At 71.4% G+C, this 16,315-nt stretch carries 14 protein-coding genes and 1 pseudogene; 14 read left to right on the forward strand and 1 reads right to left on the reverse strand.

Features of this window, described 5'->3' with window-relative positions; all coding sequences use genetic code 11:
- Positions 1-218 precede the first annotated feature (218 nt).
- The 5 genes from dnaA to recF all read left to right on the forward strand — a co-directional run bounded on the left by dnaA (position 219) and on the right by recF (position 5,903).
- Entirely contained in the window at positions 219-1,874 is a 1,656-nt protein-coding gene (gene dnaA / locus E9934_RS15105) for a chromosomal replication initiator protein DnaA (RefSeq protein ID WP_136563724.1), read from the forward strand.
- Between the two features lie 467 nt (positions 1,875-2,341).
- Positions 2,342-3,484 carry a DNA polymerase III subunit beta gene (gene dnaN / locus E9934_RS15110; RefSeq protein ID WP_136563725.1) on the forward strand — a complete coding sequence of 381 codons (1,143 nt, stop codon included), beginning with the start codon at positions 2,342-2,344 and terminating at the stop codon, positions 3,482-3,484.
- Positions 3,485-3,608: 124 nt separating this feature from the next.
- The gene (gnd, locus tag E9934_RS15115; RefSeq protein WP_136563726.1) at positions 3,609-4,514 is read left to right on the forward strand and encodes a phosphogluconate dehydrogenase (NAD(+)-dependent, decarboxylating); all 906 of its coding nucleotides are present in this window, start codon (positions 3,609-3,611) and stop codon (positions 4,512-4,514) included.
- Positions 4,511-4,711 carry a hypothetical protein gene (locus E9934_RS15120; RefSeq protein ID WP_136563727.1) on the forward strand — a complete coding sequence of 67 codons (201 nt, stop codon included), beginning with the start codon at positions 4,511-4,513 and terminating at the stop codon, positions 4,709-4,711. The genes gnd and E9934_RS15120 overlap by 4 nt, the downstream gene beginning before the upstream one ends.
- A 7-nt stretch (positions 4,712-4,718) precedes the next feature.
- Entirely contained in the window at positions 4,719-5,903 is a 1,185-nt protein-coding gene (recF, locus tag E9934_RS15125) for a DNA replication/repair protein RecF (RefSeq protein ID WP_136563728.1), read from the forward strand.
- Between the two features lie 96 nt (positions 5,904-5,999).
- On the opposite strand, the gene E9934_RS20485 is transcribed toward recF, so the two are convergent.
- Positions 6,000-7,814: a DUF7507 domain-containing protein gene (locus E9934_RS20485; protein ID WP_158295018.1), complete on the reverse strand. Its 1,815-nt coding sequence runs from the start codon at positions 7,812-7,814 to the stop codon at positions 6,000-6,002.
- A gap of 301 nt (positions 7,815-8,115) precedes the next feature.
- Between E9934_RS20485 and E9934_RS15145 the strand changes: the two genes are divergently transcribed.
- The 9 genes and pseudogenes from E9934_RS15145 to E9934_RS15180 form a co-directional block, all read left to right on the forward strand.
- Positions 8,116-8,691: a DciA family protein gene (locus E9934_RS15145; RefSeq protein ID WP_136563729.1), complete on the forward strand. Its 576-nt coding sequence runs from the start codon at positions 8,116-8,118 to the stop codon at positions 8,689-8,691.
- 118 nt (positions 8,692-8,809) lie between these two features.
- Positions 8,810-9,637, forward strand: coding sequence for a hypothetical protein (locus E9934_RS15150; RefSeq protein WP_136563730.1), 828 nt, complete (start codon positions 8,810-8,812; stop codon positions 9,635-9,637).
- 12 nt (positions 9,638-9,649) lie between these two features.
- Positions 9,650-9,730, forward strand: a pseudogene (locus tag E9934_RS20590) (DUF2510 domain-containing protein); the annotation flags it as partial.
- Between the two features lie 30 nt (positions 9,731-9,760).
- Positions 9,761-10,084 carry a hypothetical protein gene (locus tag E9934_RS19845; RefSeq protein ID WP_162851556.1) on the forward strand — a complete coding sequence of 108 codons (324 nt, stop codon included), beginning with the start codon at positions 9,761-9,763 and terminating at the stop codon, positions 10,082-10,084.
- A gap of 137 nt (positions 10,085-10,221) precedes the next feature.
- A complete protein-coding gene (locus E9934_RS15160; protein ID WP_136563731.1) occupies positions 10,222-12,591 on the forward strand; it encodes a sensor histidine kinase in 2,370 nt (789 codons plus the stop codon).
- Positions 12,588-13,274, forward strand: coding sequence for a response regulator transcription factor (locus tag E9934_RS15165; RefSeq protein WP_136563732.1), 687 nt, complete (start codon positions 12,588-12,590; stop codon positions 13,272-13,274). The genes E9934_RS15160 and E9934_RS15165 overlap by 4 nt, the downstream gene beginning before the upstream one ends.
- Before the next feature lie 194 nt (positions 13,275-13,468).
- A complete protein-coding gene (locus E9934_RS15170; protein WP_158295019.1) occupies positions 13,469-14,170 on the forward strand; it encodes a response regulator transcription factor in 702 nt (233 codons plus the stop codon).
- 165 nt (positions 14,171-14,335) lie between these two features.
- Positions 14,336-14,941, forward strand: a complete 606-nt coding sequence (locus E9934_RS15175) for a class F sortase (protein WP_136563734.1) — start codon at positions 14,336-14,338, stop codon at positions 14,939-14,941.
- 298 nt (positions 14,942-15,239) lie between these two features.
- On the forward strand, positions 15,240-16,315 hold a 1,076-nt coding region (locus E9934_RS15180; RefSeq protein WP_238694989.1), incomplete at its 3' end, for an ATP-binding protein.

Genomic DNA, 16,315 nt, shown 5'->3' on the forward strand with positions numbered 1-16,315 from the left:
TCGGGCCTGACCTGCGCAAACACAGCGTGTGAGGGGTCCCCGGGACGGTCTCGGTCAGTCATCACCGCACCGGTGATGCAAATGTTCACAACCTGTGGACAAACTTGTGGAGCCGAGACCGGGACCGTCGCCGAGGCGGGCCGGAAGCGGGCTGCAGAGCTCCCTCGATCATCCATGTGTGCCATCCGGAGAAGCAACGACAGCGAGAGGTGTGAGGCGTGACCGGTCACCCCGATCAGCCGCAGGACCACCCCCACGAGCCCCACGACAGCAGGGACGCCGCGAGCGCTCCCGGCGACCGCCTCGACCAGGAGTGGTCGGCGGTGATCTCCGAGCTCCAGGCCCACCAGCGCGCCTGGCTGCAGACCAGCAAGGCAGTGACCCTGCACGGCACGACCGCGATCGTGGCCGTGCCCGACGACTTCACCCGCAAGCGCCTCGAGGGGCGGATGCGTGGCCAGCTCGAGGACGCCCTCACCGAGCGGTTCGGACACGAGGTGCAGCTCGCGGTCACGGTCGACAGCGCGCTGCAGCACGAGCCCGGACCGGAGTCGGCGACGTCGTACGACACCGGCACCGGTGCCGACGACTTCGCCGCAGCCCACCCGACCATCGGGTCGATGAATCCACAGATCGACTTGTCGACAAAGTCACAGATCGACACCGACTCCTACAGCGCCAGCGGCACCGGCCTCCAGGCCGAGCCCCTCGCCACTCCCGCGATGCCGCCGGCGATGCCGAACATGCCGCCGGCCATGCCCACGACCCCGAACGCGCCGGCCATGCCCACGATGCCGTCGCCGCCCTCGGCCCAGCCCGCGGCGACCACTGCCGGCGAGTCACGCCTCAACCCGAAGTACACCTTCGAGACCTTCGTCATCGGCTCCTCCAACCGCTTCCCCCACGCGGCCGCGGTGGCCGTCAGCGAGGCACCGGGCCGCAGCTACAACCCGCTCCTGATCTACGGAGACAGCGGACTGGGCAAGACCCACCTGCTGCACGCGATCGGCCACTACGTCCGGATGATCTACGCCGGCAGCAAGGTGCGCTACGTCTCGAGCGAGGAGTTCACCAACGAGTTCATCAACGCGATCCGCGACGACCGGCAGGACCGGTTCAAGCGGAAGTACCGCGAGGTGGACGTGCTCCTCATCGACGACATCCAGTTCCTGGCGGGCAAGACCCAGACCCAGGAGGAGTTCTTCCACACCTTCAACACGCTCCACAACGCCAACAAGCAGATCGTGCTGACGTCCGACCGTCCGCCCAAGCTGCTCGAGGCGCTGGAGGACCGGCTGCGCAACCGCTTCGAGTGGGGCCTGATCACCGACGTCCAGGCGCCCGACCTCGAGACCCGCATCGCGATCCTGCGCAAGAAGGCCGCGATGGACCGCCTCACCGCGCCCTCCGACGTGCTGGAGTTCATCGCCAGCAAGATCCAGACCAACATCCGCGAGCTCGAGGGCGCCCTGATCCGGGTCACCGCCTTCGCCAACCTCAACCGCCAGGACGTCGACATGACGCTGGCCGAGATCGTGCTCAAGGACCTGATCCCCGAGGGCGGCGAGCCGGAGATCACCGCGCCGCTGATCATCGCCCAGACCGCGGCGTACTTCGGGCTGTCCATCGAGGAGCTCACCGGCAAGAGCCGCGGACGTCACCTGGTGATGGCCCGTCAGATCGCGATGTACCTGTGCCGCGAGCTGACCGGCCTGTCCCTGCCCAAGATCGGCCAGCAGTTCGGCGGTCGCGACCACACGACCGTGATGTACGCCGAGCGCAAGATCGGCCAGCAGCTCGGCGAGCGTCGCGCCGTCTTCAACCAGGTCAGCGAGCTCACCAACCGCGTCAAGATGCAGGCGCGGCAGGGCTGAGCCAACGTCTCGTGTCATTTCGCACCTGTGGACAACCCACCCGAAACGGTGCGAACTACACGGGGAGGATTCCGTGCAGCGTCCAGGGCACTCGTCCACACGACGCCGTCGGTCCACAGCACGAAGCACTCGTCCCGATCTCGTCCACACCTTTCGTCCACCGGTGAAATCACACCTGACCTGCGGCGACGGGCGATATCCACAGTTTCCACCGCGCCTACGACCACTCCCTGACCTCCTGCAGATCAGATCCTCGTGGAACTCCACCCGGCCCCCGACCTGTGGATCACCGACCCTCGGACCACCGCCCATCACCCCGACCATCAGCCCGACCCTGACCGGCCCGTGTCGCACCACGCGAGGACGTGGCAGGATGCTTCCCCACACGCGCGCGAACTGCAGAGATGTCATTCGTCCGGACTCCCCGGGCAGCTCGCAGCGCCCACCGACATGAGAGGTACGACGACGTGAAGTTCCGGGTCGACCGTGATGTGCTCGCCGATGCCGTCGCCTGGGCTGCTCGCAGCCTGCCCGTGCGCCCGAGCGCCCCGGTGCTCGCCGGTCTCCTCATCGAAGCCGGCGACGAGGGTCTCGTCCTCTCGACCTTCGACTACGAGACCTCGGCCCGCGCCACCCTGCAGGCGGAGGTCCACGACGAGGGCCGCGCACTCGTCAGCGGCCGGCTGCTCGCCGACATCTGCCGCAGCCTGCCCAACAAGCCCGTCGAGCTGACCCTCGACGGCGCCCGCGTCTCGCTCACGTGCGGCTCGTCGCGGTTCTCCCTGCAGACGCTGCCGGTCGAGGACTATCCGTCGATGCCGGACATGCCGGCCGCGAGCGGCACCGTCGCCAGCGACGTCTTCGCCCACGCGGTCGCCCAGGCGGTCACGGCGGCCGGTCGCGACGACATGCTGCCGGTCCTCACCGGTGTCCGGATCGAGATCGAGGGCGAGACGATCGCCCTGCTCGCCACCGACCGCTTCCGGCTCTCGCAGCGCGAGCTGACCTGGAGCCCGCAGACCCCCGACGCCAGCCTGGCCGCGCTGGTGCCGGCGAAGGTGCTCAGCGACACCGCGAAGTCGCTCACCGCCGGTCCCGAGGTGACGATCGCGCTGTCCGCCTCGGGCTCGGGTGACGGGATCATCGGGTTCGAGGGCACCGGACCCGGCGGCGTGCGCCGTACGACGACCCGACTCCTCGACGGCGAGTTCCCCAAGGTCCGCAGCCTCTTCCCCAGCGAGAAGCTGACGACGGCGACCATCGACCGGCTCGAGCTGATCGACTCGATCAAGCGCGTCTCCCTGGTCGCCGACCGCAACACGGCCGTGCAGCTGGCCTTCGCCGACGGTGCGCTCACGCTCGACGCCGGCTCCGGCGACGACGCCCAGGCGACCGAGTCGGTGCAGGCGACCATCAACGGCGAGGAGCTGGTCACCGGCTTCAACCCGTCGTTCCTGCTCGACGGTCTCACCGCGACCGACGAGGCCGTCGTCGAGCTGGCCTTCACCCAGGCCTCGAAGCCGGTCGTCATCAGCGGCACCGCCGACGAGGCGGCGCAGGACAGCGGGACCTTCCGCTACCTGCTCATGCCGCGCCGCCTGCTGAGCTGAGCTGAGCTGACCCGAGCTGACACGGCGGGCCGAGGCCCGTCACCCCGCCGAAACCACCGCTCCCCCCGCGGCGCGTAACGTCACAGATGTCCCGCAACTCAAGCCGCCCCTCGTAGGAGGAACGATGCACCTCGGACTGGTCGGACTCGGCAAGATGGGTGGCAACATGCGCACCCGCCTGCGCAATGCCGGGCACACGGTCACCGGCTTCGACTTCAACCCGGAGCTCGCCGACGTCGACAGCCTGGCCGCGATGGTCGAGGCGCTCGGTGCCGACGGGTCGCCGAAGGTCGTGTGGGTGATGGTCCCGGCCGGCGACGCCACCCGCTCGACGATCGCGCAGCTCAAGGACCTCCTCGGCGAGGGCGACCTGGTCGTCGACGGCGGCAACTCCAAGTACACCGACGACGCGATCAACGCCGCCTCGCTCGCCGAGAAGGGCATCGGCTTCGTCGACTGCGGCGTCTCCGGCGGCGTGTGGGGCCTGCAGAACGGCTATGCGCTGATGTACGGCGGCGCCGGCTGCGACGTCGCGAAGGTGATGCCGGCCTTCGAGGCACTGAAGCCGGCGGACACCCCCGACGGCCTGGTCCACTGCGGCGAGAAGCCCGGCGCGGGCCACTTCGCGAAGATGGTCCACAACGGCATCGAGTACGCGATGATGCAGGCCTACGCCGAGGGCTGGGAGCTGCTCGACAAGGTCGACATCGTCGACAACGTGCCCGAGATCTTCGCCTCCTGGCGCACCGGCACGGTGGTCCGCTCCTGGCTGCTGGACCTGCTGGTCGACCAGCTCCGCGCCGACGAGCACCTCGACGGCGTGCGCGGCTATGCCGAGGACTCCGGCGAGGGCCGGTGGACTGTCGAGGCCGCGATCGAGAACGCCGTACCGATGCCCGCCATCTCCGCCTCCCTCTTCGCCCGCTTCGTCTCCCGCCAGGAGGACGACCACGCGATGAAGGCGATCGCGGCGATGCGGGCGGGCTTCGGCGGCCACGCCATCCAGTCCATGCCGCCCGCTGGGGCATGACCGACTCCCCCTCCTCCCCCGTCTGGGCCGTCGTCGCGATGGCCGTCGCGATCGTCGTCCTCGCCGTGATCGGGGTCGTGCTCGTGGCCGTGCAGCACGACGACCCCGTGGAGCTGCCCGAGCCCGAGCCCACGACGTCGGTGATCTCACCCGGGAGCTCGACGGGCTCGCCGTCGACCCTGGGCGGTGGGGGATGATGGACCGGTGCACGTCACGCACCTGTCCCTCCACGACTTCCGGTCCTACGCCGCGCTCGAGCTGACCCTCGAGCCGGGCGTGACCGCGTTCGTCGGGCGCAACGGGCAGGGCAAGACCAACCTCGTCGAGGCGGTCGACTACCTCTCCCGGCTCGCCAGCCACCGGGTCGCGACCGATGCGCCGCTGATCCGGGCCGGCGCCGACCAGGCGGTGGTGCGGGCCGCGGTCGTGCGTGACGGCCGGACCGCGATCCTCGAGGTCGAGCTCAACCCCGGCAAGGCCAACCGGGCGCGGATCAACCGCTCCCCGCTGACCCGCGCCCGCGACCTCGCCGGGATCGTCCGCACCGTCGTGTTCTCACCCGAGGACCTCGCCCTGGTGAAGGGCGATCCCGCGCAGCGACGCCGCTTCCTCGGCGACCTGCTGGTGCTGCGCACCCCGCGGTACGCCGGAGTGCAGGCCGACTACGACCGCGTGCTCAAGCAGCGCAACACCCTGCTCAAGACGCTCTACAACGCCCGCGGCTCCAGCCGGGAGGCGGCGCTGGCCACGCTCGACGTGTGGGACGACCACCTCGTCACCACGGGCAGTGAGCTGCTGGCGGCACGCCAGGCGCTGGTGACCGACCTGGCGCCGTACCTGGGGAAGGCGTATGAGGCCGTCGCCCGTGGTGCGACCCGCGACGACGCCCGGATCGAGTACGCCGCCTCCGTCCCGCCGGTGGTCGACCCCCCGGTGGTCGAGGAGCTTGCGCAGCAAGCGTCTCGAGACCCCCGCAGCCTCCTCGAGGAGTCCTTCCGCGCCGAGCTCGCCCGTCGCCGCGACGACGAGATCCAGCGCGGGTCGACCTTGGTGGGGCCGCACCGCGACGACGTGCTGTGCACCCTCGGCCCGGGCGACGAGCAGCGGCTGCCGGTGCGCGGCTACGCCAGCCACGGGGAGTCGTGGTCGTTCGCGCTCGCGCTGCGGCTGGCGTCCTACGACCTGCTCCGCGCCGACGGCGACGACCCGATCCTGATCCTCGACGACGTCTTCGCCGAGCTCGACGGCGACCGGCGCGACCAGCTGGCCGAGCTGGTCGCGGGAGCCGAGCAGGTCCTGGTCACCGCGGCCGTCGGCGCCGACGTGCCCGCGCGGCTCAGCGGCGCGACCTTCCACGTCGCGGCCGGTGAGGTCACACCGCAAGCCTGAGAGTCCTCGAAGCAGCCGGCTGGGCAGCGCACCCGGAGAGGGCCGGAGGGCCCACGTCGACGACGTGGGCCCTCCGTGTGGGGTGGGAGAGGAAGATCAGCTCCAGGGGTTGAGCCTGGCTCCGGTGCTCGGCACACCCGGGAGCGGAGCGATGGCGACGACGCGGGCCGTCGACGGCGCCGACTCCACCAGCTGACCGCTCGGGGTGCGGCCCCGGACGGTGGCGGTGTTGTCGATGCGGCCGCGGCGCAGGTCCGCGCGGGTGACCGTGTAGGTCGCCTTGCAGATGATCACTTTGGCCGGGGCGAGACCGCGGGGCGACAGCTTCGGGCACTTCGGGCGGAGCGTGCCGTTGCCGGAGAACGAGCCTTCGACGATGCGGATCGGGTTCAGGGCGATGTTGCCGGTGTTGCGGACCCGGAAGGTGTAGGTGATCTTCTGGCCCACGTGGTTGACCTTGCGGGTGCTCGCCGTCTTGACCAGGCGCAGGCCGGGCTTGGCGGCCTTGACCACGGCGGCGGCGACGTTGTTGTCCTGGTCGCCCCGGTCCGTCACGCTCGCGGTGTTCTTGACCGCGTGCGTCTCGGTGTAGGTCTGGCTGTAGCGCACGAAGAGCTCCTCACCGACGTCCAGTCCGCGCACGCCGACCGTGCCGACCGGCTGCGAGCAGTCCAGGACACCCGTCGTGATCGGGTCACCGACCGCGACGTCGCAGGTGAACGGCGCGCCGGTGCTCGAGCGGACGCTCAGGAGGGTGGCGCCGACGGCCTTGTCGTCGGTGATGGTGACGGTGTCGCCGAGACCCATGGGCTGGTCGCCCTCGTTGGTGACCTTCACGCGGAAGGTGACCGGGACGCCCGGCTCGAAGACCGTCGTGTTGGCGACCTTGTCGAGCGACAGGTCGTAGGCGCACGGCTCCCAGTCGAGCTCGGCCGTGCCGTTGCGGCCGGCGCCGTTGGGCGCCAGCGCCTCGCCGGAGTCGGGCGCGGGCGCGACGAAGACCGCGCCGGTGTTGTCGGCGTCGAAGTAGCTGGAGCCACCGCCGCCGCCACCGCCGATGATGCCGCCGTTGACGCCGCTCACGTTGCCCTCGGTGGAGGCGCCGCCGCCACCGCCGGCGTACCCGGCACCGCCGCCGCCGCCCTGGTCGGCCGAGCCGTCGACGCCGCCGACGCCGCCGTTGCGGTCGACTCCGGCGGTGCCGTTGTAGGCAGGGGTCACCGTGTGGACGCCACCGGCGCCCGGCACGGTGGTACCGCCGCCACCGCCGCCGGGAGCATCCACGGCAGCGTTGTCGATGCCGTCAGCGCCCTCCTGGCCGGGCCACACGCCTGCGCCCTCGACCACACCGGCGTGTCCGCCGCCACCGGCGTCGGGGTTGTGACCGCCGCCGGAGCCGCCGCCGCCGCCGACGAGCGCGACCTCGGTGCCGTTGAGGACGAAGCTGGTGTAGCCGCCGCCGCCACCACCGGGGTGGGTGCCAGCGCCACCGTTGCCGCCGGCGTCATCGCCGGAGGTGCCGCCGGTGCCGCCGTTGGTGCCGCCGGTGCCGACGATGATGTCGAGCTCGTCGGTCGCGGAGACGGGGATGCGGAAGGAGATCCGCGCGCCCTGGCCGCCGCCGACCTGGTCGGGGTCGTCTTCGCCGGGGTTCTCGTCGTCGTCGCCGCCCGAGACGGCCGTGCCGCCGTTGGCGCCTTCGAGGGTGACGATCGCGGCGCACGCACCGAGCGCGGGGATCAGCTCATGGGTGCCGGGGCCGAGGATGGTGGTCTCCGGGTCGGCCGCCGGGTCCGCCTGTGCCGTGGGTAGGCCGAGCGGGCTCAGGAGCAGGGCTCCCGCAGCGAGCGCCGCCAGTCCGGCAACACGTCCGGGTCGTCGTGATCTGGTGAAGGGTGTGGAGAAGTCCATGGATGCGAGTCTGTTTCGAATCCTGTGGCGCGATCCGACGTTCACCCGGCGCTGGCCCGAAATGACCCCCGCACGGGGGACAGAGGACCGCATCGGGTGACCCCGTCCGGGCGGCGTCAGTAGCGAGGACCTGCGGACCGGGGGCGGGGACTACGCACGCACCTCGCGCCATCGGCGCACGCATGACCCGCGTACGTCGGCGGGCTCCATCGTCGGTGTCCATTGTCGGGGCCACGACCGACAGCGTCTACGCTGGCACGGTAGGTCAGACTGACGCCGACATCCGAGAGGATGTGTGTCCATGGGCGAGGAGACGCCCCCGGGCTCGCAGGACCCCGTGGTGCCCGGCGCCGACGCCCCCCGGCGCGACGGGCTGGACCTGGCTCGCTCACAGATGCTCGGCACGGCCGGCGCGAGTACGACGCCGGCGCGGCGTCGTACTCCTCGCAAGGACGGTCGCGCTCCGGGCTCCGGGAGACGCAGCGGCGAGAGCCGTTTCAGCGGCGCCCATCCCGACGGCCGCGACCCGCAGACGCTCGGACCGGAGGTGCAGCGGCTGATCGACCAGCGCGGCTGGGCCCTGGACCTCCAGGTCCGTGGGGTGTTCGGTCGCTGGACCGACATCGTCGGCGCCGAGATCGGCGCGCACTCGACGCCGGAGACGCTGGTCGACGGCGTGCTGGTCGTCCGCACGGACTCGACGGCGTGGGCCACCCAGCTCAAGCTGCTCGCCGCGACCATCGTGAAGCGGCTCAACGAGGAGCTCGGCGACGGTGTGGTGACCGTGGTCGAGGTGCTCGGCCCCCGCGCCCCCACCTGGAAACACGGTCGACGGGGCATCAGTGACGCGCGCGGACCGCGCGACACCTACGGTTGAGCGGTTCTTGCTCAGCCCCGAACGTGCTCGTCGGCACCATGATCTCGCTACGATGCTGCGACGTGCCCGCTCGGGCCCAGCAGCAGTGCCCCGAACCCTTGATGAGGAGACACCGCACATGAGCAACTACCAGCCTCCCACTCCGCCCCCGCCCGGAGGTGGCGGCGGCTACGGCGCTCCGCCCCCGGCCGGCCCTCCCGGAGGTGGCTACGGCGGTCCTCCGCAGGGTGGTGGCTATGGCGGTCCCCCGCCGGGCGGTCCCTACGGCGGCGGCTACGGCGGTCAGCCGTCGGCGCCCTACAGCATCGGCAACGCGTTCAACTACGGCTGGACCAAGTTCCAGGCCAATGTCGGGCCGATCATCCTGGCCGTCCTGGCGATCGTGCTGTCGGTCGTCGTCATCTACGCGATCATGTGGTTCGGCCTGTTCGCCGCCGCGTCGTCGGGTGGTGACGGTGGCTTCATCCTCGCCCTGGTCTTCGGCGCGTTGATGATGTTCGTGATCTGGGCCGTGGTCTACGTCATCGGTGCCGGGATCGTCCGGGCCGCACTCGACATCACCTACGGCCGGCAGGTCGAGGTCGGCACGATCTTCAAGTTCGACAACATCGGCCAGCTCCTGCTGGCCGGGCTCCTCGTGGGCATCATGACCGCGGTCGGCACGATCCTGTGCTACATCCCCGGTCTTATCGTCGGCTTCTTCACGCAGTTCACGCTGTTCTTCCTGATCGACAAGAACATGCCGGCGATCGAGGCCATCAAGGCGAGCTTTGCGTTCGTCAACAAGAACCTCGGCAGCCTGATCGGGTTCTACATCGCGGGTGCGATCGCGATCTTCATCGGCTCGCTCCTGTGCGGCATCGGCGCGCTCGTCGCGATCCCGGTGGTCGTGATCGGTGCGGCCTACACCTACCGCACGCTGCAGGGCGAGCCCGTCGCTCCCTGACCGCAGCAGCACGTGAACGTCGGACCAGGCTGGTACCCGGACCCCACCGGAGAGCATCGCGAACGGTGGTGGGACGGGGCCGCCTGGTCCGTTCATGTCAGGACCGGTCGATGGACCGGCGAGGTGCCCTGTGAACCCACCCCGATCCCGGAGGTGGAGGAGGTCGTGTGGAGCGACCAGCGGCACCAGCTCACGACGCACGCGGCCTGGGTCCTCGAGGGACGTGCCCGGATCCCCGTCCCGTGGTGGTCGGTGGCGGACGTCGCCGTCCGGGTGGGGATGGGCCGATCGCTCGCCGGCACCGGTGACGTCGTCCTGATCGTCGACTATCCCGGCTACACCGACCGCCGCGAGCGTCGGCTCAACGGCGTCCCGGACGCCGACGGGCTCGCGGCGCTCTGCTTCGCGTGGAGCCGGCGTCACCGCAAGGCGGCCGGCTACCTCTGACAGAGGCTCGCACCCCGACCCCTGTTCGGGGGTCATCCCGGACCCCCGCACCGAGGTCCGCGCGGGATCGGCTGCGACGGCCACTACCGTCGCTCCTGTCGGTGGGCCTGGGGCGTCGTTGGATCGAGGAGGAACGGGTGGTGGATTGGCGACGGACCGGCCGTCGTTTCCTCGGGGACCTCTTCGGTGACGACAGCCTTGCCGGTCCGACGACGATCACGGCCACGGCGTCGATGAGGCGTGCCCTGCTGCGCGGCATGGCCCTGTGGCAGGTCGTGATGGTGCTGGCGATCCTCACGGAGGCGGTCGGTCCCGTCGTGCGCGCGGCGCTGGTCGCCGGACACCTGGGCCTGGCCGGTGTCGCGCTGCTCGCGGCCGTCGGTCGTGTGCCGGGCTGGCTCGTCGTGCTCCTGGCCTACGCCGCCTTCCTCGTCGACTGGGTCGTGGTGAACGACCCCGACCACCCGCTGCTGCTGGCCGCCTGCTGGCTCGCGAACGTCGCCGCCATCCTGCCGAGCTTCGTGATGCGGGGCAGGGCAGCCCTGCTCACGCCCGTGGCGATCGCCGTCGTCGTCCCCGTCGCGATGGTGCTGTCATGGCCGGACTCGGGCAGCACCCTGCCGCCGGCCGTGGCGGCGACGGGCCTGGCGATCATGGCGGCCTCCCGCCTGGCCCTGCCGGTGCTGCTCGACTTCACCCGGAGTGCCGACGCCGAGCACTCGCTGGTGGAGGCGGAGCAGCGTGCGGTGGACGTACGGCGGGCAGCGAGCCGTCGTGCCGCGGAGGACGCGCGGATCCTGCACGACACGGTCATCAACACCTTGGCGGCGCTCGCGGTCGGGGGCGCCGCGGTCGCCGACGGGCAAGCGGTGCGGGCGCGGTGCGCGCGCGACGTCGCCACGGTGGAGGCCCTGACCATGGACGACGAGCTCCCGCAGCACGGCCACGGGATCCACGGCGGCCTGGAGGTCGACGGCATCCGGGTGGAGCGACGCGGACTGGCCGGCGACGAGCTGGCCCGGCAGGAGGCACTTCTCCCCGAGGCCGTGCTCGAGGCGCTCTCCGGTGCCGTCACGGAGCTGGTCCGCAACGCGGCGAAGCACTCGGGGGCGGCCGCGGTCGTGGTCGACGTACGACCCCACGGTGATGGTGGTGGTGGCATGGTCGTGGCGGTGGCCGACGACGGCGTCGGCTTCGACGGCACGATGCCCCGCGGACGGGGCCTGGCGGAGTCGGTCCTCGGCCGCCTCGAGGGCACCGGCCTGACGATGTCGCTGGTCACTGCGCCGGGTCAGGGCACGACGGCCACCCTGACGTGGGGCGGTCCGTCGGTCGGACCAGCCGCCGAGACCACTGAGCTGTCGGAGCCGCCGGTGTCGGCAGCGTCGCTGATGGCGGCCACCGAGGGCCTGCAGCGCCGGGCGAGCGGACTGTTCGCGCTGGCTCTGGTGTTCGTCGGGATCTGGCTGGCGGTCACCAACCATCGGGGGGCGCCGACCGAGGAGTACCCCATGGTGGTGGTCGTCGCCGTCGTCTGTGCGATCGCCTGGTGGTCCGGCGACGGCGGGCGGTTGCGCAGGCTCGCGGTCGCAACGCTGTTGACCCTCGGCGCGTGCGTCGCCTTCGTGCTGTCGGCCGCTTCGGTGGACTTCGGTCGCGACGACGTGGTCTTCTGGCAGGCGATCTGTCCGGCCGGCCCGCTGCTGCTGATGCTCGGCGACCCTCGCTGGCGGGCCGCGGCGGGACCGGCGATCGCGCTGCTGGGGCTGACGGTCGTGGGGCTGGCGGTCGGCTTGGCACCGAGCTCGGGGCTCGCCGCGGTGTCGACCCTGGTCGCGGGCGCTGCCTGCATCGGCCTGGTGGGCGGCTGGGCAGGGTTCCAGGCGCTGTTGAGGACCATCGGCGCGCAGGTGGGCGCCGACCAGGCGGCGATGGCGCGGCTGCGCGGCGAGGTCGAGCAGCGCGACGCGGCGAGCCGGGCCCGCCGGCGGTGGACGGCCGCCGGGCTCGAGGAGTCGATCGAGCTGTTGCGCCAGGTCGCCGACGGGCGGGCTGACCCGGCGGACCAGGAGGTGCGGTCGTCCTGCGCCGAGGAGGAGACCTACCTGCGGCAGTTGACCCAGCTCAACCCGGACCTGATCCGGATGGGCGACTGGTTCGCCCGCTCCCTCGCGGAGGCGCGGTCGCGGCACACCCGGCTCGCGATCCGGTCGGGCTCCGACGATGCCGACGACGCGCTCGCTCCGTCGCTGGGCGGACTGCTGCTCGCGTCGGTGACCGCCGCTCCGGCGGGGGCCCAGCTGACCACGACCCTCTTCCCCGCCCCCGACACGCTGCGGTTCACGCTGGTCGGGCCCCACCCGGAGCTCTCGTCGGTGGCCGAGGCGTGGGCCCCGCCGTCCGCTGTCGAGCTCACCGTCCAGAGCCTCGGCGCCCAGGACCTCGTGGAGGTGGTGGCTCACCGCGGCTCCGCCTCGGCGACCCGACGACAAGGAGACCACCGATGACCACCCCCCCGGGCCAGGGCGTGCGCCGCTACGAGTGGCGGATCGCCATCGTCGAGGACCACATGCTCCAGCGACGACGGACCGAGGAGCTGGTCGGCATGCAGCCGGGCCTGCGGGTGGTCTGGGGCGGCGCCACACTGCCGGAGTACGTCGACTGGGTCGCCACCGTCCCGGAGCCCCAGCGGCCGCAGTTGCTGATCCTCGACCTGATGGTGGAGCGCGGTCCGAGTGTCGATCCCGACGTGGTGCGCTCCATCACCCGGTCCGGGACCCGGGTGCTGGTGCTCTCGGCGATGGCGTCGCCGGAGCTCGTCCGCAAGGTGCTGCGGGCCGGCATCGGGGGCATCGCTGGCAAGCGGGACTCCGAGGAGGACATCGTCGCGGCGATCTGGACGGTGCTGGGGCGGGGCCAGTGGTTGACGCCGGAGCTGGCCAGCGTGATCGCCGGCGACGGCGATCGGCCGCAGCTGAGCGACCAGGAGGAGCGGGCGCTCGTGCTCTACGCCTCGGGGCTCACTCTGGACGCGGTCGCCGAGGCGATCGGCGTGCAGAAGGACACCGCGAAGAAGTACCTGAGCCGGGTGAAGGCGAAGTACGCCGCCGCGGGCCGCGACGTCCGCACCAAGATCGACCTCAACCAGGCCGCCCAGCGCGACGGCTACCTCGACGGACCGAGTCGATGACGCCGATGAGGACGCCGATGAGGACGCCGATGGGGTCAGTGCTCCGCGCCTCCTGACCCCCGCACGGAGGTCTTCTGGCGCGAGGAGCCCGGATCGGGCCGGGAGCCCCGTCCGGAGTGCCTAGTTTCGGCCCGGAAGTTGCCCCGGGCGATGAGCGCGCAGGGCATGGGCTGAATCGTGGGAGCGATCGACTGGTGTCCCGAACTCGCGGCCCCCGATCCGCGCCGCCCGTCCGCTACCGCTGGCGGATCGCGATCGTCGAGGACCACCTGCTGCAGCGCCAGCGCACCGAGGAGCTGATCATCGCGCAGTCGGGGCTCCAGGTCGTCTGGAGCGGTGAGACCCTCCCGGCGTTCCTCGCCTGGTTGGCGACGTCGCCGCCCGACCGGCGGCCCCACCTGCTGATCCTCGACCTGATGGTGGAGCGGGGTCCGAGCGTCGACCCGGACCAGGTGCGGGAGCTGGTGCGCTCGGGCACCCGGGTGCTGGTGCTCTCGGCCATGTCGTCCGCCGAGCTGGTGCGCAAGGTGCTCCGTGCCGGTGTCGCGGGCTTCGTCGGCAAGCGGGACTCCGAGGAGGACATCGTGGCCGCGATCTGGACGGTGCTGGGGCGGGGCCAGTGGTTGACGCCGGAGCTGGCCAGCGTGATCGCCGGCGACGGCGATCGGCCGCAGCTGAGCGACCAGGAGGAGCGGGCGCTCGTGCTCTACGCCTCGGGCCTGACCCTGGATGCGGTGGCGAGGGCGATCGGCGTGCAGAGGGACACCGCGAAGAAGTACCTGGCCCGGGTGAAGGCGAAGTACGCCGCGGTGGGGCGCGACGTGCGGACCAAGATCGACCTCAACCAGGCCGCTCAGCGCGACGGTTATCTCGACGGTCCGCTCTCGGAGTCCTGACCGGCGGCGGCTCCAGCGAGAGGAACGGCCGACCCCCGCTCGGGGGTCATTTCGCCGTGGGGGGGCTTGTTCGGGCGGAGTCGGAGGGGTGACGTGCCTACGGTCGCCCAGGCGTCCGGCGTGATGACGCCGGCCAGGACGCAGCCGATCCCGGGGAGGGATGTCATGAGGAGCAGAGCGGGAGCCGTCGTCGTCGGCATGCTCATGGTGGCTGGACTGCTCGCCGGTGGCGAAGCGGGCGCCACGGCACAGGAGGGCGAGGCCGTCACTGCGCGTGCGGCAGCTCGTGCGCTGGCCTGTGCGCGACCGTCCCGCTCGTTCGTCCCGGATCGGGCGCGCGTCACGCCGATCGGACGCGTGCTGCCGGTCCGCCGCGTCGCGCGCACCGCGTCGGGCGCCATCGGCGCTCCCCCGTTGACGAGGGCCGGCAAGTGGATGGTCGGCATGGATCCCGAGGTCCGACCGGGCAGCGGCCGTGGCTCGGTGATCCTCGTGGCCCACACCTACCCCGACGGCTCCGCGCTGGGCAACCGGCTGCTGCGCCAGACCCGCGCGGGCCACTCGATCGTGCTGCGCAACGCGGCCGGCACCAAGGCGTGCTACCGGATCAGCGAGCGTCGGTCCTACCGGGCCGACCGGGTCCCCCGGGACCGCGCGTTCCGCTCCTGGGGCCCCGAGCAGGTCGTCATCGTGGTCTGCTCGGGCCGTCGCCTCGGTCCGGGTCGGTGGTCTCACCGCACCCTCTGGTACGCCGTGCCGGCGACCCGCTGACGACGCTGCTCCGTGGGCGACGGAGCGGCTCCCTCGCCGTACAGGGAGTCATCCGACCCCCCACTGGGCGCTCCCAGCCGCCTTTTCGGGCCGCTGAGGGGATGTTTTCCACAACCGACCCCCTCCCGGACGGGTCGCACACGTGTCCTGAGGCCCGCAACGGGCTAGAATGGCGATCTGGCCGGGAACGCATCCAACTGGGCGCACGCTCGGCCTTCGCCATGCCCCGGCGAGCGGCCTCCAGGCTGCACGCCAGGGCCCGCACAAGAAGAGGTCCTGCGTGTCCAGTGACGACCAGATGCCCGAGTACGACGCCTCCGCGATCCAGGTCCTCGAGGGCCTCGAAGCGGTCCGGAAGCGGCCGGGCATGTACATCGGATCGACCGGGGAGCGCGGCCTCCACCACCTGATCTGGGAGATCGTCGACAACGCGGTGGACGAGGCGCTGGCCGGCCACTGCGACACCATCAAGGTCACCCTCAACGACGACGGCTCGGTCAGCGTCGTCGACAACGGTCGTGGCATCCCGACCGACACCGCGCCCGGTCAGGAGCTGCCGGCGGCGACGCTGGCGCTGACCGTGCTGCACGCGGGCGGCAAGTTCGGCGGCGGCGGCTACAAGGTCTCCGGTGGTCTGCACGGTGTCGGCTCCTCGGTCGTCAACGCGCTGTCCGACCGCCTGCACCTGGAGGTGAAGAACCGCGGCTTCCTCTGGGAGCAGGAGTTCTCCCTCGGTGTGCCCGACTACACGCTGCGCCAGGTGCGCCCGCTGGAGGACGGCGAGCGGACCGGCACGACGGTGACGTGGTGGGCCTCCCCCGACATCTTCGAGACCACCGACTACACGCTCGAGACGATCTCGACCCGCTTCCGCGAGATGGCCTTCCTCAACAAGGGCCTGCGCATCGAGCTGCTCGACGCGCGCGCGAAGGCCGAGGAGCTGGCCGAGGCGGTCGAGGACGGCACGGCCGACGAGGCCGACGGCATCGCCGACAGCGCGTCGGCGATCCACGCGACCGAGGTCGAGGGCCACAAGGCGCTGGAGCAGGTCTTCCAGTACGAGCGCGGCCTGGCCGACTACGTCGACTTCCTCAACCGTCGCAAGACCCCGATCAGCCCGATCATCTCCTTCGAGTCCGAGACCGGCGACGACGCCCCGAACCCGATGAGCCTCGAGCTCGCGATGCAGTGGCAGGCCTCGTCGTACAACGAGTCGGTGCACACCTTCGCCAACACCATCAACACCCCCGAGGGCGGCACGCACGAGGAGGGCTTCCGGGCGGCGCTGACCTCGCTGGTCAACCGGTGGGGCGAGGAGTGGGGCCTCATCAAGAAGAAGGAGGACCGGCTGACCGGTGACGACATCCGCGAGGG

The sequence above is a fragment of the Nocardioides caeni genome (assembly GCF_004912195.1).
GTDB lineage: Bacteria > Actinomycetota > Actinomycetes > Propionibacteriales > Nocardioidaceae > Nocardioides > Nocardioides caeni.